This window comes from Bradyrhizobium daqingense, from assembly GCF_021044685.1.
In the GTDB taxonomy this organism is placed as follows: Bacteria; Pseudomonadota; Alphaproteobacteria; order Rhizobiales; family Xanthobacteraceae; genus Bradyrhizobium; species Bradyrhizobium daqingense.
Genome location: NZ_CP088014.1, coordinates 6,480,806 through 6,500,634 on the forward strand (window position 1 = coordinate 6,480,806; position 19,829 = coordinate 6,500,634).

Annotated in this window: 22 protein-coding genes; 10 read left to right on the top strand and 12 right to left on the bottom strand. The window is 65.2% G+C overall.

The window, feature by feature from the left end; translation table 11 throughout:
- Nucleotides 1-27 precede the first annotated feature (27 nt).
- Entirely contained in the window at nt 28-747 is a 720-nt protein-coding gene (locus LPJ38_RS31070) for a TetR/AcrR family transcriptional regulator (RefSeq protein WP_145628684.1), read from the bottom strand.
- A gap of 106 nt (nt 748-853) precedes the next feature.
- On the opposite strand from LPJ38_RS31070, the gene LPJ38_RS31075 reads away from it, so the two are divergent.
- From LPJ38_RS31075 to LPJ38_RS31095, 5 genes are all read left to right on the top strand, one after another.
- Entirely contained in the window at nt 854-2,251 is a 1,398-nt protein-coding gene (locus LPJ38_RS31075; RefSeq protein ID WP_145628686.1) for a carotenoid oxygenase family protein, read from the top strand.
- A 78-nt stretch (nt 2,252-2,329) separates the two neighbouring features.
- Complete coding sequence (locus LPJ38_RS31080) at nt 2,330-2,578, top strand: hypothetical protein (protein WP_347339006.1); 249 nt, start codon at nt 2,330-2,332, stop codon at nt 2,576-2,578.
- A gap of 264 nt (nt 2,579-2,842) precedes the next feature.
- Nucleotides 2,843-3,397, top strand: a complete 555-nt coding sequence (locus LPJ38_RS31085; RefSeq protein ID WP_145628690.1) for an inner membrane-spanning protein YciB — start codon at nt 2,843-2,845, stop codon at nt 3,395-3,397.
- A gap of 99 nt (nt 3,398-3,496) precedes the next feature.
- Complete coding sequence (locus tag LPJ38_RS31090; protein ID WP_145628692.1) at nt 3,497-3,793, top strand: hypothetical protein; 297 nt, start codon at nt 3,497-3,499, stop codon at nt 3,791-3,793.
- Between the two features lie 19 nt (nt 3,794-3,812).
- Nucleotides 3,813-4,733 (top strand): SH3 domain-containing protein, encoded by a 921-nt coding sequence (locus LPJ38_RS31095; RefSeq protein WP_145628694.1) that lies wholly within the window; start codon nt 3,813-3,815, stop codon nt 4,731-4,733.
- A 106-nt stretch (nt 4,734-4,839) separates the two neighbouring features.
- Here the strand turns inward: LPJ38_RS31095 and LPJ38_RS31100 are convergent, their stop codons facing one another.
- Nucleotides 4,840-6,495 carry a fumarate hydratase gene (locus LPJ38_RS31100; protein WP_145628696.1) on the bottom strand — a complete coding sequence of 552 codons (1,656 nt, stop codon included), beginning with the start codon at nt 6,493-6,495 and terminating at the stop codon, nt 4,840-4,842.
- A gap of 211 nt (nt 6,496-6,706) precedes the next feature.
- Here LPJ38_RS31100 and LPJ38_RS31105 point away from each other — a divergent pair, with 211 nt between their 5' ends.
- The 3 genes from LPJ38_RS31105 to LPJ38_RS31115 all read left to right on the top strand — a co-directional run bounded on the left by LPJ38_RS31105 (nt 6,707) and on the right by LPJ38_RS31115 (nt 8,453).
- Complete coding sequence (locus tag LPJ38_RS31105) at nt 6,707-7,180, top strand: hypothetical protein (RefSeq protein WP_145628698.1); 474 nt, start codon at nt 6,707-6,709, stop codon at nt 7,178-7,180.
- A gap of 308 nt (nt 7,181-7,488) precedes the next feature.
- Entirely contained in the window at nt 7,489-7,662 is a 174-nt protein-coding gene (locus LPJ38_RS31110) for a hypothetical protein (protein ID WP_167520239.1), read from the top strand.
- A gap of 116 nt (nt 7,663-7,778) precedes the next feature.
- On the top strand, nt 7,779-8,453 hold the full coding sequence (locus tag LPJ38_RS31115) for a methyltransferase family protein (RefSeq protein ID WP_145628702.1): 675 nt from the start codon (nt 7,779-7,781) through the stop codon (nt 8,451-8,453).
- Between the two features lie 27 nt (nt 8,454-8,480).
- On the opposite strand, the gene LPJ38_RS31120 is transcribed toward LPJ38_RS31115, so the two are convergent.
- The 10 genes from LPJ38_RS31120 to flgB all read right to left on the bottom strand — a co-directional run bounded on the left by LPJ38_RS31120 (nt 8,481) and on the right by flgB (nt 17,711).
- Nucleotides 8,481-9,188 (bottom strand): glutathione S-transferase, encoded by a 708-nt coding sequence (locus LPJ38_RS31120; RefSeq protein ID WP_145628703.1) that lies wholly within the window; start codon nt 9,186-9,188, stop codon nt 8,481-8,483.
- A gap of 145 nt (nt 9,189-9,333) precedes the next feature.
- Nucleotides 9,334-10,014 (bottom strand): lectin, encoded by a 681-nt coding sequence (locus LPJ38_RS31125; RefSeq protein ID WP_145628706.1) that lies wholly within the window; start codon nt 10,012-10,014, stop codon nt 9,334-9,336.
- A gap of 144 nt (nt 10,015-10,158) precedes the next feature.
- A complete protein-coding gene (locus LPJ38_RS31130) occupies nt 10,159-11,160 on the bottom strand; it encodes a Tim44 domain-containing protein (protein WP_145628708.1) in 1,002 nt (333 codons plus the stop codon).
- Nucleotides 11,161-11,485: 325 nt separating this feature from the next.
- A complete protein-coding gene (gene cckA / locus LPJ38_RS31135; RefSeq protein ID WP_145628710.1) occupies nt 11,486-14,068 on the bottom strand; it encodes a cell cycle histidine kinase CckA in 2,583 nt (860 codons plus the stop codon).
- A gap of 154 nt (nt 14,069-14,222) precedes the next feature.
- Nucleotides 14,223-15,302, bottom strand: coding sequence for a flagellar biosynthesis protein FlhB (flhB, locus tag LPJ38_RS31140; RefSeq protein ID WP_145628712.1), 1,080 nt, complete (start codon nt 15,300-15,302; stop codon nt 14,223-14,225).
- Between the two features lie 13 nt (nt 15,303-15,315).
- Nucleotides 15,316-16,086, bottom strand: coding sequence for a flagellar biosynthetic protein FliR (gene fliR / locus LPJ38_RS31145; RefSeq protein ID WP_145628714.1), 771 nt, complete (start codon nt 16,084-16,086; stop codon nt 15,316-15,318).
- A 17-nt stretch (nt 16,087-16,103) separates the two neighbouring features.
- The gene (fliQ, locus tag LPJ38_RS31150; protein ID WP_145628716.1) at nt 16,104-16,367 is read right to left on the bottom strand and encodes a flagellar biosynthesis protein FliQ; all 264 of its coding nucleotides are present in this window, start codon (nt 16,365-16,367) and stop codon (nt 16,104-16,106) included.
- Between the two features lie 165 nt (nt 16,368-16,532).
- Nucleotides 16,533-16,841, bottom strand: coding sequence for a flagellar hook-basal body complex protein FliE (gene fliE, locus LPJ38_RS31155; RefSeq protein ID WP_061847382.1), 309 nt, complete (start codon nt 16,839-16,841; stop codon nt 16,533-16,535).
- Between the two features lie 16 nt (nt 16,842-16,857).
- A complete protein-coding gene (gene flgC, locus LPJ38_RS31160; protein WP_060736544.1) occupies nt 16,858-17,283 on the bottom strand; it encodes a flagellar basal body rod protein FlgC in 426 nt (141 codons plus the stop codon).
- Between the two features lie 23 nt (nt 17,284-17,306).
- A complete protein-coding gene (gene flgB / locus LPJ38_RS31165) occupies nt 17,307-17,711 on the bottom strand; it encodes a flagellar basal body rod protein FlgB (RefSeq protein WP_145628719.1) in 405 nt (134 codons plus the stop codon).
- Nucleotides 17,712-18,063: 352 nt separating this feature from the next.
- Here flgB and LPJ38_RS31170 point away from each other — a divergent pair, with 352 nt between their 5' ends.
- Complete coding sequence (locus LPJ38_RS31170; protein WP_145628721.1) at nt 18,064-19,035, top strand: flagellar biosynthetic protein FliO; 972 nt, start codon at nt 18,064-18,066, stop codon at nt 19,033-19,035.
- The gene (gene fliP / locus LPJ38_RS31175) at nt 19,032-19,793 is read left to right on the top strand and encodes a flagellar type III secretion system pore protein FliP (protein ID WP_145628723.1); all 762 of its coding nucleotides are present in this window, start codon (nt 19,032-19,034) and stop codon (nt 19,791-19,793) included. The genes LPJ38_RS31170 and fliP overlap by 4 nt, the downstream gene beginning before the upstream one ends.
- Nucleotides 19,794-19,829: the final 36 nt, after the last annotated feature.

Genomic DNA, 19,829 nt, shown 5'->3' on the forward strand with positions numbered 1-19,829 from the left:
CACTATGGCAAGAGTTGCTTCGCGGGATCAGGGACCCGGCAGCTTGCCCGTGACGGGCGCCGTCAGCATCGCCTCGAGCAGTCGTTCGGTGCTGGTGCCTTCAGGCAGCCGCTCCAGAATGTCCTTCAGCCGTCCGTCCAAGAGCAGCATGGTGAAGCCGTGCACCATGGCCCAGGCGCGCGCGATCGCCGCGCCCTGGTTCAGCGTCAGCGCATTCTCGCTGATCTGCTCCTGCCGCATCATGCCGATGGCATTCGCAAGTCCTGCGAAGGAGGCTTCGGCGGCCTCGTGCAGCGAGGGTCTCGAATAATCGAGCCGCTCGGTGCGGAACATGATGCCGTACATGCCGGGATGCGCCTGCGCATAGGCGACATAGGCTTTCGGCCTCGCCAGCGCGCGTTCGAGCGGCGTCGTGGCGGCATCGCAGGCCGAGGCCATCGCGGTGTTGAACTGGCGGAAGCCGACGGCGGCGAGTTCGCTGAGAAGCCCGGTGAGATCGCCGAAATGATGCGTCGGCGCGGCATGCGAGACGCCCGCCTCGCGGGCCACCGCGCGCAATGTCAGGCCGGCAAGTCCGTCCCGCTCCAGCACCCGTTCGGCGGCCTGGAGCAGCGCCTCGCGCAAGGCACCGTGATGGTAGGGAGTCTCGGTCTTCGCAGCCGCGGGGCGCCGCGCGGCACGCACGTGCGTATTCGCAGCCAGCTTTTTCGGAGTGCGCGGGTTCCGCGCCGTTTCGCTCTTGCCCATGGGACAAGCTATATGACGCAATATTGACAGTGTAAAGATTTCGCTTGACCGGAACGACGAACGGCGATAACTCATCTTTACGATGTAAAGATCGGGAGGATACGCCGTGCAACAGGACGCCGCCACCGATCGCCACAACAACATCGCGCCTATACCCTTCGAGGCCGACGCGCCATTCCTGAAGGTCATCGGAGAATTGCCGCGCGAGCTGAACGGCACGCTCTATCGCAACGGCCCCAATCCGCAGTTCTCCTCGCCCGGCGCGCACTGGTTCGTGGGCGACGGCATGCTGCACGCCTTCCACCTCGAGAATGGGCGCGCCAGCTACCGCAACCGCTGGGTCCGCACACCGAAATGGCTGGCCGAGCACGACGCCGGCCGCGCCTTGTTCGGCGGCTTCGGCCGCAAGCTGCCGGATGCACCGAAAGAGCTTACCGACGGCGGCGTCGCCAACACCAACATCGTCTTCCATGCCGGCAAGCTGCTCGCGCTGGAAGAAGCGCATCTGCCGACCGAGATCGAGCCCGGCACCCTGGCGACGCGCGGTTATCACAATTACCAGGGCCGCGTCGCCGGCAGCTTCACCGCGCATCCGAAGGTGGATCCCGTCACGGGCGAGCTCGTGTTCTTCGGCTACAACGCCGCGGGACCGCTGACACCGGCCCTCTCCTACGGATCGATCGATGCCTCCGGCAAGGCGACGCGCTTCGAGCGGTTCGAGGCCCCCTATGCCAGCATGGTGCACGACTTCATCGTCACCGCGAACCATGTGCTGTTTCCGATCCTGCCGATCACCGGCAGCATGGAGCGCGCGATGAGCGGGAAGCCGCCCTACGCCTGGGAGCCGGACAAGGGCGCCTATGTCGGCGTGATGAAGCGCAGCGGCACGGCCAAGGACATCGTCTGGTTTCGCGGTGAAGCCTGCTACGTCTTCCACATCATGAATGCGTGGGAGGAGGATGGCCGCATCATCGCCGACGTCATGCAGTTCGAGGAAGCGCCACTGTTTCCGCATCCGGACGGACGGCCGACCGATCCGGAGAAGTCGCGCGCCCGGCACTGCCGCTGGACCTTCGATCTCTCGGGCAACACCGACCGCTTCCAGCAGACTTATCTCGACGATCTCACCGGCGAATTTCCGCGCATCGACGATCGTCGTGCCGGGTTGAAGAGCCGTCACGGCTGGTACGCCTGCGCAAATCCGAGGCTGCCGATGTTCGGCGCGCTATCGGGCATCGTCCATGTCGATGGCAACGGCCGACGGCTCGGCCATTATCTGCTGCCGGTCGGCGATACCATTTCCGAGCCTGTGTTCGTCGAGCGATCGAAGGATGCGGTCGAGGGCGACGGCTGGCTGCTTGCGGTGGTCTGGCGCGCGCGGGAGAACCGCAGCGATCTCGCCGTGTTCAATGCCATCGATGTCGAGGCCGGCCCCGCCGCGCTGGTACAGCTCGGCCACCGCGTGCCCGACGGCTTTCACGGCAATTGGGTGGGTGCCCAGTAGCTGGCGTCGTTTCCGTGCGCGACGAAACAGCGATTTCAGATCACGTTGATGCTGCGTCACCAAAGAGGTCTCATGCACATGCCCTCGATCACCGCCGACCTCCTCGCTGTCCTCGCCTTGGCCTCTGCCGCACTCGCATTACTGACGGGGCAAAGGAGTCTCACGTTCTTCAACGGCGGTATCCTGCTCGCGGTCTGCCTTCTGATCGTCTCGGGGCTACCGATCCTGTCCCACCTGCCTTGGGCGGAATGGGTCGATGCCTCGCTAGATCAGGTCGTTGCGCTGCTTCACTTTTTGGAGGTCGCCTATACGGTTTGGACCCTGTGACGATTCAATGACTCAACTCTGCTCGGAAACCATCGATTTTATTGAATTGGTTCCAGCCGGCCCGACGAGCCTGATTTCACTATTCCAACATCATGACTGGCGCCCTGGGCTGCGGCCACGCGTTTGATGGCGGTCGCGTTCTCGTCAATCTTTGGTCCCCGCGACACCGAGATTCATGTCACAAAATAGTATGCCGCGCATCGTCAGACCAAGTATGGTACGGCCACCCGCGCATTGCCCCAACGCCCGCTGAACAGGATCACGATGAAGGACGTATTTGCCCGTCTCGGCTCCGACCTCTTCTCCGCAATCCTCTTCCTGGCCATCTACCTCATCACCGACAACGTCATCCTGGCGACCTCGGTGGCGATCGCCGGCGCGGTCGCGCAGGTCATCTATGCCCGCATCAAAGGGCAGCCGCTCAACTACATGACCTATGCGAGCCTCGCGCTCGTCGTTGGACTTGGCGCGATCACGCTGCTGACCAACGATGCCCGTTTCATGCTGGCAAAGCCCGCGATCGCGCATTTCGCGATCGGCCTGATCATGCTCAAGCGCGGCTGGATGCTGCGCTACATGCCGCCGATCGTCGTCGAGACGGTTCCGGAATATGTGACCGCCGCGGGCTATGCCTGGTCGGCGCTGATGTTCGTGATCGGCGTCGGCATGATCGTGGTCGCTTCGACGGGCGATCTGAAGCTGTGGGCATTCTATCTCACGGTGGTCGCGGGCGGTGGCAAGATTCTGGCCTTTGCCGTGCAGTACGTCGTTCTGCGCATCATCGTCAGCAGCCGCCGACGCGCCGCTGCCCGCGCCTGAATGCGGGGTTAGGCAGGCGCGTCGAGTTGGGTTATAGGCTCGCCACGGGACTGGCCGCGGATCGTCGCGGTCCGCCGGTGATTTGTTCGGGAGACGGGAATGGCCGTAGACGGCAACTGGAATCTGACCATGACGACGCCGATGGGCGAGCGCCAGGCAACGTTGAGCCTAAGAGCCGCGTGCGGCACTCTCACGGGCACGCAAGGTGCAGAAGGCAATACCGCCGAGATTTTCGACGGCACCGTCTCTGGCGACAACGTTTCCTGGAAGGTCTCGATCGACAACCCGATGCCACTCACGCTGGAATTCACCGGCACGGTCTCGGGCGACAGCATCAGCGGCGAGATGGGCATCGGCCCCATGGGCAGCTTCCCGTTCACGGGCACGCGGGCCTAACGGCTCGCGTCGAATGACCATGCGTGCGCTCCGTATCATCGCGGCAACGATCCTGCCTGTCGCGACACAGGCGGCGTGCGCGGACGACACCGAACCGGCGTGGCGCGCAAGCGCGCTCGCCCTGGTGCCGGCAGGCTATGTCGCCGGCGCAGCCTATCGGACCGAAGGCGCGACCGGGTACCTCGCCGTCTATGCCGCGACATCGAATGACCCGCAGACTCCAGCTAGCGTATTCGCTTCACGTCAGAGGCTGGTCGTCACGCTGACTCCGGACGCGACGCGGGCCGTCTCGGCCGAACTGAAGCCGCGCACCGAGCCGGCTCCGGACGGCGATGACACCGATTTCGCCGAGATGCACGCCGATCTCGCGGCAAAGCGCTCCACCCTGCCCGCAGGTACCGAACCCTGCGCTCTCGGCGCCTGGTCCATCGACAAGGATCCGAACGGCCTCAACGTGCGCGCCGAGCCCTCGGTGAAAGCGCGCGTGCTCGGCACCCTGCCGCCGCCCTACCGGCTCAAGCTCGGCGGAGCGGAGAACACGCCCGAGGGCGGCTGGCTCACCGAATTCCGCATCATCGGCTTCCGGGATGGCTGGTTCCTGATCGCGGGCGCGAAGCCGCCGGGCAAAGACTACGAGGACGAGAAGAGATACCCGCGCAACGCGCCAAAACCCTATGCCGGGCGCGGCTGGGTGGCGGCCAGCAAGGTCGGCGCGAGCTATGCCAATGGCTCCGCACGTGCGGGCGGCTTGTTTCAGGCCCCCTTCATCGACGCCAAATGGATGCCCGCACAGCGTGAGCACGGCGGCCCGATTGACGGCGACGGCGGACCGAAGCGACTTCTCGCCTGCAGCGGATATTGGGGCCTGGTCGAGAGCCATGACGGCGTCCGCGGCTGGTGGCGCGCGCTGTGCTCGAACCAGGTCACGAATTGCAGCTAGAGCGGACGGATGCGTCCCCGATCACTCGGCGTCATGCGCGGGCTTGACCCGCGTATCCATCTTCGGACGAGCGATGGATGGCCGGGTCAAGCCCGGCCACGACAACTCAGCCCAGGTTCAACTCCTTGAAGAAATCGTTGCCCTTGTCGTCGACGATGATGAAGGCGGGGAAGTCGACGACCTCGATGCGCCAGATCGCTTCCATGCCGAGTTCGGGATATTCGAGCACCTCGACCTTCTTGATGCAGTGTTCGGCAAGGTTGGCCGCGGCACCGCCGATCGAGCCGAGATAGAAACCGCCATACTTCTTGCAGGCCTCGCGCACGGCCGGCGCCCGATTGCCCTTGGCCACCATCACCATCGAACCGCCGGCGGCCTGGAATTGATCGACGAAGGAATCCATGCGGCCGGCGGTGGTCGGACCGAACGCGCCTGAGGCATAGCCGTCGGGCGTCTTGGCCGGGCCGGCGTAATAGACCGGGTGGTTCTTGAAATAATCCGGCAGCGGCTCGCCCTTCTCCAGCCGCTCGCGCAGCTTGGCATGCGCGCTATCGCGCGCGACGATCATGGTGCCGGTCATCGAGACGCGCGTCTTGATCGGGTATTTCGAGAACGTCGCCAGGATGTCCTTCATCGGCTGGTTGAGGTCGATCTTCACGACCTCACCGCCGAGCGACTGCTCGACCTCGGGCAGATATTGCGCCGGGTTGTGCTCGAGCTCCTCGAGATAGACGCCGTCCTTGGTGATCTTGCCGAGCACCTGGCGGTCGGCCGAGCAGGATACGCCGAGGCCAATGGGGAGCGAAGCGCCATGGCGCGGCATGCGGATCACGCGCACGTCGTGGCAGAAATATTTGCCGCCGAACTGCGCCCCCACTCCCAGGCTTTGCGTCATCTTGTGAATTTCCTGCTCCATCTCGACGTCACGGAAGGCGTTGCCGTCGGGCGAGCCATGGGTCGGCAGCGCGTCGAGATAGCGCGCGGAAGCGAGCTTCACCGTCTTCATGCAGAGCTCGGCCGAGGTGCCGCCGATCACGATCGCGAGGTGATAGGGCGGACACGCCGCGGTGCCCAGCGTCAGGATCTTCTCCTTGAGAAAGGCAAGCAGCCGGTCCTTGGTCAGCACCGAGGGCGTGGCCTGGAACAGAAAGCTCTTGTTGGCGGAGCCGCCGCCCTTCGCCATGAACATGAACTTGTAGGCGTCGTCGCCCTCGGCGTAGATCTCGCACTGCGCCGGCATGTTGTTGGCGGTGTTCTTCTCTTCATACATCGAGAGCGGCGCGACCTGCGAGTAGCGCAGATTGCGGCGCAGGTAGGCATCGCGCGCGCCTTCCGAGAGCGCCGCTTCGTCGTCACCATCGGTGATGACGTTGCAGCCCTTCTTGCCCATGATGATCGCGGTGCCGGTGTCCTGGCACATCGGCAGCACGCCGCCGGCCGCGATGTTGGCGTTCTTCAAGAAGTCCAGCGCGACGAACTTGTCGTTCGGACTGGCCTCGCCGTCCTCCAGGATCGCACGGAGCTGCTTCAGATGGCCGGGCCGCAGATAGTGATTGATGTCGCCGAAAGCCGCCTCCGACAGCGCCCGCAGCGCCTCGCGCGACACCACCAGCATGTCCTTGCCGAGGACCTTCTCGACCCTGACACCCTCGGACGAAATCTTCTTGTAGGGCGTCTCGTCCTTGCCCAGCGGGAACAGCGGGGTGTGCTTGTAGGGCGGAACGGGCTTTGACTGGTCGGGGAAAGCGGTAGGAGCGTTCATGGGCGATCTCGGGGTTTTGGGGCCCTGGCGGGGCTCACGGCGTAGAAGCGTTCTAAGCCCATTTTGGCCGGAAAAGGAAGGGACCGATGCGCATGGGAGAGGCTGGCCAGGGCTCGGGAAGGCATTGGCACGGCGCGTGGAAAGGCCGGTCCCCGCCCTTGCGCTTCCCGTCCGCCGACGCTTGAATGCGCGCCCTAAGGGGCTTTTCATCATGTCATTGAACTTGAACGTCCGCGGCGCGATCCTGGTCGCCGCCGCCATCACCGGACTTGTGACCCTCACCTCACCCGCGCGCGCCGACCGCTGCGACGACAGCGCCAAGGAGCTGGCGAGCCAGATCGATCGCCTCAAGGTGAATTTTCGGGCGGCCAATGTCGTTTATCTGACCCACCCGGCAGCCAAGGAGCTGTCCGTCGGCTGCCGCGGCGATAAATTTTCCATCGAGCTCTATGCCAAGGGCGACCGCAAGCCCAAGCCGGAATTCTATGCGTTGGTGGGATCGATGGCGGCGATCGTCTTCACCGTAACGAAGGACGACACTACGACGGGCGCCACACGCTGCCTGAAGCGGATGGGCCTGTTGCGCGGCGACAAGGTCACCATGCGTTACCGGCGGCTCAACATGGAGTGCACCCGCACCAAGACGGAAGCGTCGATCGCGATCACGCGCGGCAAGGACGAGTAGGGGCGCTCGTCGCTATTGCAGCGGACAAGGCGCTCACGTGGCCCGACGCAGCTCGCCCGGATTCCGTCATTGCGAGCGCAGCGAAGCAATCCAGAGTCCCTCCGCGGAAACAGACTGGATTGCTTCGTCGCAAGAGCTCCTTGCAATGACACTGAGAGGTCTCGTCATCTCCGAGAGACAACGCGGATGAGGCGCGAAAGCCGCCTCATCCACCGCCCCCCAATCCCTCGCATTTTAGCGATTGCCTTGAAGGAAATTTCGCTCCTTGCAGGGCAGGCTCGATTGCTTCCATGTGTGAGGATTTGCGGATGAAGGTTTCCACCATTGCGCCCCCGCCGATCGCGATCGTGGTTCCGAACTACGACACGACCAAGCAGCAGAACGATCAGGCCAAGGTCAGGGACGAGGATCCGACCTTCAAACCGCAGCCGCCTGCGCCGCTGCCGCCGGGTCAGGGCACGCGAATCGATCAGCTCGCCTGATCGGGCTTGCTAGGCGGAAAGCGCCCGGTCCGGTCGACCGGGGCTTTCGCGTGTCCGGCCGCATCTTCGCCGGATAGCGGGACCAATCTCGTGCGCGGCATCCGGGAATCCCGCGCATGATCGCACGCCTCCTGTTGCAGAACACGATCTTCGTCGTCGGCATGGGCGCGCTGCTGTTCGCCTCCGCCGGGACATTGCACTGGCCTTCGGCCTGGGTGTTCCTCGTCACCTCCGCCTTGCTTGGTCCGCTCTGCGGCTGGTGGCTCCACCGGATCGACCCGGCGCTGCTCGCCGAACGCCTGCGGCCGGTCCTGCAAAAGGATCAGCCCGCCGCCGACAAGATGTTCATGATCGTCTTCGTCGTTGCGATGCTGGCCTGGCTGGTCGCGATGGGTCTCGACCGGCGCGCTCATTTCTCCGAGATGCCGGTTGCGTTGCAGGTCTTCGGACTCGTGCTGTTCCTGGCCTCGACACTGTTCACGATGTGGGTCTTCCGCGAGAACTCGTTCGCCGCGCCCGTGGTGAAGCTCCAGGCCGAGCGCGCGCAGCGGGTGATCTCGACGGGACCATACGCCCATGTGCGCCATCCCATGTACAGCGGGATGGTCCTGTTCTTCGTCGGCATGCCGCTGCTGTTGGGGTCGTGGTGGGGACTTGCAATGGCGCCGGTATTCCCAGTGTTGTTTGCGGTCCGCATCGGGATCGAGGAGCGCACGCTGCGCGAGGGCCTGCCGGGCTATGCCGAGTACGCAGCGCGGGTGCGGTATCGCCTGGTGCCTGGCGTGTGGTGAGAGCAGATCACTCTCCCGTCCGAACCGCTAAGCGTCCAGCTCGCGATAGTGGCGGAAGATGCCCTGCTCGTTGAAGGGAATGCGGCGGCCGCTGTCGAGATAGGCCTTGATGTTCGGCCGTGCGGCGATGCGGTCGTGCAGGCCGACGAGGCCCGGGATGTCGCTCTCGAACGCCTTCATGCGCTTGGGGAAGGCATAGCGCAGTCCCGCAACGATCTGGAACAGCGAGAGATCGACATAGGTCAGTCTGCGGCCGGTGACATAGGAGCCGCCGCCATCGGTGAGGAGCCGCTCGAAATAGCCGAGAAATTTCGGCACGCGCTCGCTCCAGAAATCGGCGGTGCGCTTCTTCGCCGGCGGCTTCTGGTCCTCGTAGTACATCGAAGGCCCGAGCGGATGATGGGTGTCGTGGATCTCGACCACGAGATCGGAGATGGTGAGCTGCAGCTGGTGCACCCAGAGCCGGCCAGCCTCCGTCTTCGGCGCAAGCCCATGTCGGCCGCCGAGATAGAGCAGGACGTTGGCGGTCTGGCCGATGACGAGCTTGCCTGCCTTCAGGAACGGCGGCGCGAAAGGCGGCGTGCCCGCATGCGCCTCCATCATCTTCATCATCGCAGCCGTCCCGCGCCGCCCGCGCGCGACGTCGACGTAAGCGGCACCGGCCTCCTCCAGCGCCAGCCGCACATATTCGCCGCGGCCCTGGATCTCGGGCCAGTAGTAGAGTTCGTATTTCATGAGAAAGGTCCGTAAGCGTGGGGCGACGGAACCAATGAAGCAGGCAGCCGAAGGTTCCGCCGAGCGAGCGACGGATCTCACCGAAAGCTCCGTCATTGCGAGCGCAGCGCTCGCAATGACCAGTGAGAGAGCTTCGCGCCTTAATTCAATTCGCCGCGAAGCAATACAACAGGCCGTCGCCGCCGGTGGACTTCAGATCGGCCTGCGAGCAGCCACCGTCGGGACCGCGCGAGGGGTGAGAGCTGTTCCAAGACTTCGAGGGCTCGTCGTCGCGCAGGCCCCGGCGATCAAAATGGCCGACCATCGCGGCGCCTTGCGTGCTCGACGTCCAGTTCTTGCAGGTGCGATCGTCCGATCCGGCAAACGCGGTGCCGTCTGGTTGCGATCCCGTGAGGATGTCATGCCGGTTCGGCTGGTCGCCAGCACCGGTGATCCCCTCACCCTTCTCGTTGAGCGCGGTCTGCTTGGTGAGATTGTTGGCGGGTCCGTGCAGGTCAGCCACGTCCTTGGCTACGACCGTGCCCTTGGCGTTCTGCCACGGTCCCTTGCCGATGCGGTCCTTGGCGTTGACGGCCGGCTTGCCGTCCGCGGCCTGCGTCGAGAGATAGGCGCGCCAGGTCTTGGTGCCGGCGCCGGCGGCCTGAGCGAGCTTCTGGCATTGCGCGTCGGCTCCCTCGAGGCCGCCGAGATCGGCGCCCTTGCCCGGACCGTTGGAGGTCACGAAGAAGGTCATGTCGGCCGACTGCGCCTGCGCCGATGGCGCCGCCAGCAAGGTTACTGCGAGCGCGAGGCCTGTAATCGTCACGGATCTGTCGATGCGGGTCATGTTTCCTCCCGTTGTGCTTGTCGTTGGCCGCCTCATTTCAACCCGATGCGCGCCCGCTTATTCCGATGCGGCGATGCGGGACGCCCTAAAGAAAAAGGCGCCGTGCAGAAGCACGACGCCCTTGGTTTGTCCTGTCGCAAGCGATCAGTTGGTTTGCTGGATCGCTGACAATTCCCAGCCGGTGCCCGGCCGGCGGGCGAAGGTCCAGATCTCGGTCGCCTCACCCGGCTGCTCGCTGCCGGCAACGACTGCGCCGGTGTTGCGGTCGGTCGTCTTGTCGGTGAGCGCGAAGCGCAGCGCCACCGTGGCGTAGTCCGTCTCGCCTTCGCGCCAGGCTTCCGCGAGGTCGCCCTGCAACAGCTTGACGTTGGTCACCTTGTTGACGACGTTGCGCGTGCGGTTCTGGGCGAGATCCTGCTCGAAATAGGAGACCATCTCCGGCGTCGCGAGCGTGTGCAGCTTGGCCACGTCCTCGTTCGACCAGGCGGCCTGGACTTCGCCGAGCAGCCGCTCGAACGCCTCGTAGTCGTCCGGCTTGATCTCGAGCGGCGCGTTGTTGGCGCCGAAGCCGAAGCCACCGAGACCGCTGCGATAGTTCGGCTGCGGCGCAGAACCTGCGCCCGTGTCAGCACCGGCATTGGCATAGGCCGGCTGCTGCTGCTGCGCATGACGGCGCTGCCACCAGGACATCGCCAACCGCACCACGAGCACCACGAGCGCGATCTGGATGATCAGGCCGAGGATCGAGGACAGGCTGCCGAGGCCGCCGAACAGGCCGCCGCCGAACAGCATGCCGAGCAGGCCGGCGCCGAGGAAGCCGGCCGCAAGGCCGCCCATGAAGCCGCCGGCGCGTCCAAACAGGCCGCCGCGGGCGGGCGCAGCCGCGGTCGAATTCATGCCTGCACCCGGCTGGGTGTAGGTGCGGTTGAACTGCGAGGTCGAGCCCGGCGCGGTCGTGGTCGACGGCGGAGCCGAATAGGTTCGCGAGCCGCGCGAACCGGACGAGAAGCCGCCGCCGGCGCGGGCGTCGGCGGACGAGATCGTCAGCGCGGTCGGCAGCGCAAGCGCCAGCACGACGGCAATCGTCTTGAAGACACTGCGGGAGCGTTGCGAGAAAGTCATGTGCGTTTCCCAAATCCCCGGCATGGGGACGTGCGCTTAAGATGGGCAGACTTCCCGAAAAGTGAAGCGTGTTTCGGGAGCTATGGCTGCGGCCCTCAGTCGCGGGGATGTGGCAAAAGCTCCTATTTGACAGGGGTTTTACGGGGAACCAGGGGCCGACGGTTAGCGCCGGATTTACGACCGATTTCCGCTTTTCCCCACATCAGCGCGAGCCCAGCTGGTTCACCAGCCGTCATTGCGAGGAGTGCAGCGATGAAGCAATTTCCGCGGAGAGATTCTGGATTGCTTCGTCGCTGCGCTCCTCGCAATGACGGAAAGAAAGATCAGCGCGCGCGAGAGAGAGAGGCCGTCACCCCTGCTTCGTCATCGTCTCCTTCACCGCCGCCACCAGCTGGCTGAGCGTGAACGGCTTTGGCAGGAAGTCGAACTGCTGGCCCTCGGGAAGACTCTTCTCGAACGCATCCTCAGCGTAGCCGGAGACGAAGATGAACCTGATCTCGGGGTTCTGCTCCCGCATCGCCTTCAGCAGTGTCGGGCCGTCCATCTCCGGCATCACCACGTCGGAGACGACGAGATCGATCGCGCCGCCCTGCTCCTCCAGCACCTCCATGGCCTCGACGCCGTTCTCGGCCTCGACCACGGTGTAGCCGCGCGAGCGCAGACCGCGCGCATTCAATGCACGCAGGCCCTCCTCGTCCTCGACCAGCAGGATGGTGCCCTGTCCCGTGAGATCGGTACGCGGCTTGGCCTCCGCTGGCGGGCCGGCCTCCTTCGATGCGCCATTGGTCGCGCTGATCACGGCTGCAGGCTGCTCGACCTGCGCCTCCGCCTCGGCATGATGGCGCGGCAGGAAGATATGGAACGAGGTTCCCTGCCCCGGTTCGGAATCGACGTAGATGAAACCGCCGGTCTGCTTGACGATGCCGTAGACGGTGGACAGCCCGAGTCCGGTGCCCTTGCCCACCTCTTTCGTCGAGAAGAACGGCTCGAAGATCTTGTCGCGAATGTCGGCGGGGATGCCGGTGCCGGTGTCGGCGACTTCGATCCGCACATAGTCCGCCGCCGGCATGCCCTTGTAGGCAAGTCTGGCCGCTTCGTCGGCGGTGACGTTGGCGGTGCGGATGATCAGTTTGCCGCCGTCGGGCATGGCGTCGCGCGCGTTCACCGCGAGGTTGACGATCACCTGCTCGAACTGGGAGACGTCGACCTTCACCGGCCAGAGGTCGCGGCCGTGCACGAGGTCGAGCTTGACCTTTTCTCCGATCAGCCGGCGCAACAGCATGGTGAGATCCGAGAGCGCATCGCCGAGGTCGAGCACCTGCGGCCGCAGCGTCTGCCGCCGCGAGAACGCCAGCAGCTGCCGCACCAAGGTGGCGGCCCGCGTCGCGTTCTGCTTGATCTGCATGATGTCCTGGAACGACGGATCGGTCGGCTTGTGCGCGTTCAGCAGGAAGTCGTTCGCCATCATGATGGCGGAGAGCACGTTGTTGAAATCGTGGGCGATGCCGCCGGCGAGCTGGCCGACCGTCTCCATCTTCTGCGACTGGTTGATCTGGTTCTCCAGCGCGCGCCGCTCGGTGGTCTCGAGCATGTGCACGATGGCGGCTTCCGCCTCGTTCTCGGCCGCATCGACCGGCGTGACGAAGAACTGGCCCCAGCGCTCCTTGGTCCCCTCCAGCGCCACCTCGACGGGGGCGATGTCGGCCTGGCCTTCGGCAGCCTGGTTGATGGCCGCGATCAGCAGATGCCGGTCGCGCGAATTGACCGCGCGGAAGATCGACTTCGAGGCGCTGTCGAGCCCGAGCGCCTGCCCGAGCTTGGCGTAGCGCGCATTGGCGCGCACCACGTTGCCGCCGCGGTCGACTGTGGCGATCGCCATCGGCGTGTGGTCGAAGAAGCGCATGAAGCGCACTTCGGCGGCGCGGTCGGGATCGCTGCGCTCGTCGCGCGCACGGCTGATCACTAGAGTGCGCGACGGTCCCGGGGCGCCGTCGGCGCCGAAGGCGAGCTTGTGGTAGAGCCGCACCGGCATGGTCTTGCCGGTGCGCATGCGCAGGTCGATGTCGAAGACCTCGGTCTTGACCTCGCCGGGCACCGCGACGATCGAAGTCAACAGCGAGGCGCCGTCGCCGGAGACGATGTCGGTCAGCTTCAGGCCGCCCGAGCCGATCTCGGCGAGGTCGTAGTCGAGCCAGTTCGCCAGCGTCGCATTGACGTAAGCGAGCTCGCCGGCCGGATTGACCGAGAAGAAGCCGCAAGGGGCGTGATCGAGATATTCGATCGCGTGCTGGAGCTCCTGGAACACGTCCTCTTGGCGCTCGCGGTCGCGGGTGATGTCGGCGATCGACCACACCGCATATTTCCCCTCGCGCTTGCCCGTGCCGAGGGGGCGGACCCGCATGCGGAGCCAGCGGCCCTGGTTGCCGTCATGGCCGGAGATGCGCACCTCTTCCTGCTGCCGCTTGCCTTCGCGGGCAGCCTTGAGCAGGCGGAACACGGCCTCGGAGACGTCGGGGTTGCCGATGAAGACGCGCTCGACGGGACGCACGTCCTGGGGACCGGTGGCACCCGTCAGCGTCAGATAGGCCGCGTTGGAATAGACCACGTGCCCACGGCTATCGGTGACCGCGAGCCCGTCGAAGGCATGATCGGAGATCCGGCCGATGATGGGATCATCGAGATTGCGGTCGGCGAAGCGGATGATGCCGGCTGCGAAGGCGAACAGATTGAACAGGCCGACCATCGCCAGCACGGCGAGGATGCCGAGAATATAGGGCTGCGCCTGCGCGCGGCCGAGCGTCATCAGCCCGACGGCGACCGCGACGAGGCCGGCGGCCACCAGGAGCACGAGCGCGATACTGCCCGAGCGCGGCGACGGCTCATGCGCCGCAACGGGCTCGCGTGACAGGTCGTGGTCGGTCTCAGCAGTCATTTTACGCTGGCGTAGCCTGTCGGCAGAGAATCAACGCGCTCCGGGGCGCGCGAGGTCCTCCCTGCCTGAATCGGACCCGGAGGTGCAAGGGCAGCAGACGCGAAAGGTACGCTGATTCCCAGATTACGGCCATTTCCGGTACTTTTCGGGCATTTTATCCCCGCCCGGCGCCGAATCCGCGCTTCAGGCGCATGACGTAGCCGATGACCTCGGCAACCGCATGGTAGTGCTCGGTCGGGATTTCCTGGTCTATGTCGACGGTTGCGTAGAGCGCGCGCGCCAGGGGCACGTTCTCGACGATCGGAATGTCATGCTCGCGCGCGATTTCCCGGATCTTGAAGGCCAGATTGTCGACGCCCTTCGCGACGCAGATCGGCGCGGCCATGCCGCGCTCGTAGGACAGCGCCACCGAATAGTGGGTCGGGTTGGTGATGATCACGGAGGCCTTGGGAACCGCAGCCATCATGCGTTTCTTGGCGCGCTGCTGCCGCAGTTGCCTGATCCTGCCCTTGATGTGTGGGTCGCCTTCGGACTGCTTGTATTCTTCCTTGATCTCCTGGAGCGACATCTTCTGCCGCTGGAACCAGCTGCGGTACTGGAAGAAATAGTCGGCAATGGCGACGATCGCGAGCGCGGCCACCACCGCGCCGAGCAGATGGATGGTCATGCTGGTGGTGGCGCCGAGCATGGCCGCTGGGTCGAGCCTGACCATCGCCTCCATGCGATGCCGCTCCGGCCACAGGATCATGGTCATGACCACGGCGAGCAGGACCAGCTTGCCGACGCCCTTGAGGAAATTGGCCGCCGCCTGCTTGCCGAAGATGCGCTTGAAGCCGGCGCCGGGCGAGATCTTGTTGAACTTGGGTTTCAAGGATTCGGCGGACCACACCAGCCGGTGCTGGAGCATGTTGCCGGCAATCGCCGCCAGCACCAGCATCAAGAGCGGCACGCCGATCGCCGCGAGCACGGCGACTTCGATCTGCTGCATCAGCGCCAGCAGAGACCTGCCGTCGGTCTTGATCATCCAGGAATTGGCGAGCAGGTTGCGCATCGGCGTCAGCAGCCCGCTGCCGACCGAGCCGGCGAAGGTCGAGACCACGAGCGTGCCGCCCGCCATCATGAACCAGGTGTTGATCTCCTGGCTCTTGGCGACGTCGCCGCGTTCGAGTGCGTCGTCGAGACGCTTTTGCGTCGGGTCTTCTGTTTGACTTTCGGGATCGTTGTCTTCCGCCATCGGTCGATCCCCGTTACTTGAGCGGAATCATCTGGTTCATGACACCGATGAAGTAGTCGAGATAGGTGCCCATCATCGCCGCGAGCACCACGGCGAGGACCAGAAAGCCCGCGAAGATCGAGAGCGGCACGCCGACGAAATAGACCTGCATCTGCGGCATCAGCCGCGCCAGGATTCCCAGCCCGATGTTGAAGACGAGGCCGAACACCAGGAACGGTCCGGACAGTTGCAAGCCCAAGCGGAATGCGGCGGCGAAGGCTCGCGTCGCCAGCGAGGCGACGTCGCCGCTCGAGACGGTCTCGCCCGGCGAGAAGATCTTGTAGCTGTCGTTCAGCGCCGCGATCACCAAATGGTGGCTGTCGGTGGCGAACAGCAGCGTCACGCCCAGCATGGTCAGGAAGTTGCCGACCAGCACGCCCTGCTGCCCCTGGGTCGGATCGACCGAGGTGACGAAGCCGAGCCCCATCTGCTGCGCGATCACGGAGCCGGCGACCTGCAGGGCCGAGAGCGTCACCCGAGCGGTCGCGCCCAGCACGATGCCGATCGCGATCTCATGCAGCATCAGGACCAGGAGCGGCGCGAGCGAGCCCATGTCGACCTGATAGGCGTTGCGATGCAGCGGCAGGATGATCAGCGTGAGCAGCAGCGCGATCGACAGCTTGATCCGCGTCGGGATGTTGGTCTCGCCGAGCCCTGGCAGCAGCATCACCATCGCGCCGACCCGGGCGAAGACCAGCATGAAGGAAGCGGCGAGCGCCGGCAGCAGCGAGACGTCGATGCGCATGATCTACGCATTGTGCCTCAGCCGCCGATGATTCGCGACGAGATCCGCAGCATGTGGGCGTGGAGCGAGTCGGCCATGAACGGCAGCGCCAATAGCATCGTGGCAAAGATAGCCAGGATCTTGGGCACGTAGATCAGCGTCTGCTCCTGGATCTGCGTCAGCGCCTGGAACAGCGACACGACGACGCCGACCACGAGGCCGACCACCATCAGCGGCGACGACACGAGCACGATGGTCCAGATCGCATCGCGTGCGACGTCGAGGGTTTCGGGTCCGGTCATTTCAGGATTCCTTTGTTCAACCTTCGTCCCGCTATCCGGCCAGGAACGAACGCTCCCTCCCGTCATTGCGAGGAGCTCTTGCGACGAAGCAATCCAGACTGCCGCCGCGGAGAGACTCTGGATTGCTTCGCTGCGCTCGACGATCGTGGTGAGCGCCAGCGTCCGTCAGATCGGCATCTTCATGATGTCTTCATAGGCCGCGATGACGCGGTCGCGGACCGAGACCAGCGTCGACACCGCAACGTCGGTGTCGGCGACCGCCGTCACCACGTCCATCACGTTGGCCTTGCCGGAGGCCATCGCCACCGCCTGCGCGTCGGACTTGCGACCGGACTCGATGACGCTGCCGACGGCGTCTTTCAGCAGCGAAGCGAAGGATTGCCCGCTCGGCTCGCTGCCCTTGGCGGCGCCGCTGTTCTCCAGCACGCGGGCGAGATTGGCGTAAGCATTGGCGGCGATTGTCGGTGATGCCATGGCTCAGATGTCCTGTTCAGCTCTTGAGGATGTCCAGCGTGCGCTGGATCATCCGGCGCGTCGCACTGATGATGTTGAGATTGGCCTCGTAGGACCGCTGCGCATCGCGCATGTCGGTCATCTCGACCACCGAGTTCACGTTGGGATATTTGACGTTGCCGCTCGCGTCCGCGGACGGATTGTTGGGCTCGTACCTGACCCGGAAGGCGGACTGATCGGGCTTGATCCTGCCGAGGGTGACGACTTGGGCCTCCAGCGTGCGGTCGAGCGCGGACGAAAACGTCGGCACCTTGCGCCGATAGGGATCGCCGCCCGCCGTCTGCGCGGTCGAATCCGCGTTCGCGATGTTCTCCGAGATCACCCGCATGCGTCCGGCCTGCGCCCGCAGGCCGGAGGTCGCGATCGCCATCGAGCGGGCAAAGTCGCTGCTGTCATTCGCCATGTTCCGCCTCCTCTAAGCTTCTCTCAGGCCTTCCCGATCGCGGTCTTGAGCAGATGCAGGCTCTTCGAATAGAGCGAGGTCGCCGCCGCGTAGTCCATCTGGTTGTTGGCGGCCTTCATCATCTCCTCTTCGAGGACGACGGCGTTGCCCGCAGGCCGGGTCTCGAAGCCCACATTCTTGTTCTGGTCGAATGCGGAGGCCGCCCCCGAGGGCGTCATGTGGGAACCGCTGGTACGGGTGAGCACCAGGGGTCCCATCGCGCCGGTGATCGCGCCGGACCTGTCGAGCTTCGGCTCGACCAGGTCGCGCGGCCGGAATTTGGGGGTATCGGAGTTGGACACGTTCTCGGACAGGACGCGCTGGCGCTCCTGATGCCACTGCATCTTGGTTCGCAGCGCCGACAGCAGCGGGAGGTCGTTGATGGACATCGTTGCGGCTCCTTCCGCCCCTTGCGGACCTCGGGGTCCGAAGCTAGGCAGAATTTGCCGCGTGTATGGTTAACGGCTGGTTAAGATGTCACAGGCATATGTTCCACGACGGGACATGAATGTGCATGCCCCGTGATCCGACACGCCCAAAAGCAGCATTAACCCAACCGCTTGGCGGCGCGTGCACAGGCCAAGAAGTCGTTTTGGATCGGGCGATTCATGGGTTATTAAGAGTTGGGGACGGCAAAACTTGCCGTGGGACGTTAAGAAATCGCAGTTTTGGGGCATCGTAGGCCGGTGGTCGGGCATCTGGCCATGGGCACGAGACAAGCGCCATTCGTCGGGGACAAGTATGCAAGGCAGCCCTATCACCTTCATCGTCGCGTTCATCGCCGTTCTGGCGTTGATCGGCGTCGCTGCATGGCTGGTTCGCCGATTCGGCGGCAGCCGGCTGGGCGCCAACACCCAGCGCGGCAGGATGCCCCGGCTCGCCGTGATCGATGCTGCCGCGGTCGACGGCCGGCGGCGCCTGGTGCTGGTCCGGCGCGACAATGTCGAGCATCTCCTGATGATCGGCGGCCCCACCGACATCGTCGTCGAGCCCAACATCGTTCGCGCTGCGCATGGCCGCGATCAGCTGCCGCAGCGTACCAACACCGCCGAGCCGCCGCCGCGCCTTGCTCCGATGCCCGATTCCGGTGCCTGGGCCGACGAGGCGCCGCGGCCCGAACTGCTCGATCATCCCGAGCCGCAAATTCCCGAGCCGCCGCCGCGCCCCCCGCGCCCGTCCTTTGCCGACGAGGCACGCCGGCCGGCGCCGACGCTGGCCGAACGGCGCAGCGAACCGCCTTTGGCCGGTTCCCCCCCTGACCCGATTGCGCCGCGGCCCGAGCGCGAGCCACGGCCCGAACCGATGCCGCCGCGCATCGCTCGCAGCGAGCCACCGCTGATGCCGCGTCCGCCGCGCCACGGCGACGCCGTGAAGGCGCCGCCCGTGCGCGCCGAGCGCGCGGCGCCGCCGCCTCCGCCCATTCCGCAGGCGCCGCCCGTTGCACCGCCGGCTGCCGCCACCGTCCCGTCGAGCGCCGAGCAGAATCTCGCTGAAATGGCCCAGCGGCTCGAAGCGGCGTTGCGCCGCCCGGCCGGCGAACCGGTTGCACCCCCGGTTGCTCCGGAACCGCCGGCTGCTCCTACGCGCGCGGCACGCAGCGAGCCGCCGGCGCCACCGGCTCCGCCCGCAAAGCCGGCTCCGGAAAAGACCAGCTTTGAGAATCTCGAAGACGAAATGGCCTCCCTGCTCGGCCGTCCGAAGCCGTCTTCGTGAGATCCCCGGCCCTCCCGCGTAGAGTTCTTTTCCTTTCTGTCCTGTTCGGTGCGGCTTCGCTCGCGAGCCTCGCGCATGCGCAGGACATCAGCATCAACCTCGGCGGGGGTGCGGGCGCCGGCGGCGTCACCGAGCGCGCCATCCAGCTCATCGCCCTGCTCACGGTGCTGTCGATCGCGCCGTCGATCCTGATCATGATGACGTCGTTCACGCGCATCGTGGTGGTGCTGTCGCTGCTGCGCACCGCGCTGGGAACCGCGACCGCCCCGCCGAACTCGGTCATCATTGCGCTGGCGATGTTCCTCACCTTCTTCGTGATGGGCCCTGTCCTGCAAAAATCCTACGACGAGGGCATCCGCCCGCTCGTCGCCAACCAGATCGGCGTCGAGGACGCGCTCCAGCGCGCCTCGGTGCCCTTGCGCGGCTTCATGCAGAAGAACGTGCGCGAGAAGGACCTCAAGCTGTTCCTGGATCTTTCCGGCGAGCCGCCGCCGGCCACGCCCGATGACCTCGCACTTCGCATTCTCGTTCCCGCCTTCATGATCTCCGAGCTGAAGCGCGCCTTCGAGATCGGCTTCCTCTTATTCCTCCCCTTCCTCATCATCGACCTCGTCGTCGCCTCCGTGCTGATGTCGATGGGCATGATGATGCTCCCCCCGGCAACAATCTCGCTGCCGTTCAAGCTGATCTTCTTCGTGCTGGTCGACGGCTGGTCGCTGGTGGCGGGAAGCCTGGTGCAGAGCTACGGCGGAGGATGAGCGCAGCTTCGTTCGCTGCCCCATCCCCTCCCCCTC

Bases quoted from the DNA above. Each gene is read 5' to 3' on its own strand.
- LPJ38_RS31130 (WP_145628708.1), bottom strand. From the start codon at position 11,160: ATGCCGGGGATTTGGGAAACGCACATGACTTTCTCGCAACGCTCCCGC.
- LPJ38_RS31170 (WP_145628721.1), top strand. From the start codon at position 18,064: ATGCAAGGCAGCCCTATCACCTTCATCGTCGCGTTCATCGCCGTTCTG.
- LPJ38_RS31125 (WP_145628706.1), bottom strand. From the start codon at position 10,014: ATGACCCGCATCGACAGATCCGTGACGATTACAGGCCTCGCGCTCGCA.
- LPJ38_RS31120 (WP_145628703.1), bottom strand. From the start codon at position 9,188: ATGAAATACGAACTCTACTACTGGCCCGAGATCCAGGGCCGCGGCGAA.
- LPJ38_RS31090 (WP_145628692.1), top strand. From the start codon at position 3,497: ATGGCCGTAGACGGCAACTGGAATCTGACCATGACGACGCCGATGGGC.
- fliQ (WP_145628716.1), bottom strand. From the start codon at position 16,367: ATGACCGGACCCGAAACCCTCGACGTCGCACGCGATGCGATCTGGACC.
- LPJ38_RS31085 (WP_145628690.1), top strand. From the start codon at position 2,843: ATGAAGGACGTATTTGCCCGTCTCGGCTCCGACCTCTTCTCCGCAATC.
- LPJ38_RS31080 (WP_347339006.1), top strand. From the start codon at position 2,330: ATGCCCTCGATCACCGCCGACCTCCTCGCTGTCCTCGCCTTGGCCTCT.
- cckA (WP_145628710.1), bottom strand. From the start codon at position 14,068: ATGACTGCTGAGACCGACCACGACCTGTCACGCGAGCCCGTTGCGGCG.
- flgB (WP_145628719.1), bottom strand. From the start codon at position 17,711: ATGTCCATCAACGACCTCCCGCTGCTGTCGGCGCTGCGAACCAAGATG.
- LPJ38_RS31105 (WP_145628698.1), top strand. From the start codon at position 6,707: ATGTCATTGAACTTGAACGTCCGCGGCGCGATCCTGGTCGCCGCCGCC.
- flhB (WP_145628712.1), bottom strand. From the start codon at position 15,302: ATGGCGGAAGACAACGATCCCGAAAGTCAAACAGAAGACCCGACGCAA.
- flgC (WP_060736544.1), bottom strand. From the start codon at position 17,283: ATGGCGAATGACAGCAGCGACTTTGCCCGCTCGATGGCGATCGCGACC.
- fliE (WP_061847382.1), bottom strand. From the start codon at position 16,841: ATGGCATCACCGACAATCGCCGCCAATGCTTACGCCAATCTCGCCCGC.
- LPJ38_RS31070 (WP_145628684.1), bottom strand. From the start codon at position 747: ATGGGCAAGAGCGAAACGGCGCGGAACCCGCGCACTCCGAAAAAGCTG.
- LPJ38_RS31110 (WP_167520239.1), top strand. From the start codon at position 7,489: ATGAAGGTTTCCACCATTGCGCCCCCGCCGATCGCGATCGTGGTTCCG.
- LPJ38_RS31115 (WP_145628702.1), top strand. From the start codon at position 7,779: ATGATCGCACGCCTCCTGTTGCAGAACACGATCTTCGTCGTCGGCATG.
- LPJ38_RS31095 (WP_145628694.1), top strand. From the start codon at position 3,813: ATGCGTGCGCTCCGTATCATCGCGGCAACGATCCTGCCTGTCGCGACA.
- LPJ38_RS31100 (WP_145628696.1), bottom strand. From the start codon at position 6,495: ATGAACGCTCCTACCGCTTTCCCCGACCAGTCAAAGCCCGTTCCGCCC.
- fliR (WP_145628714.1), bottom strand. From the start codon at position 16,086: ATGCGCATCGACGTCTCGCTGCTGCCGGCGCTCGCCGCTTCCTTCATG.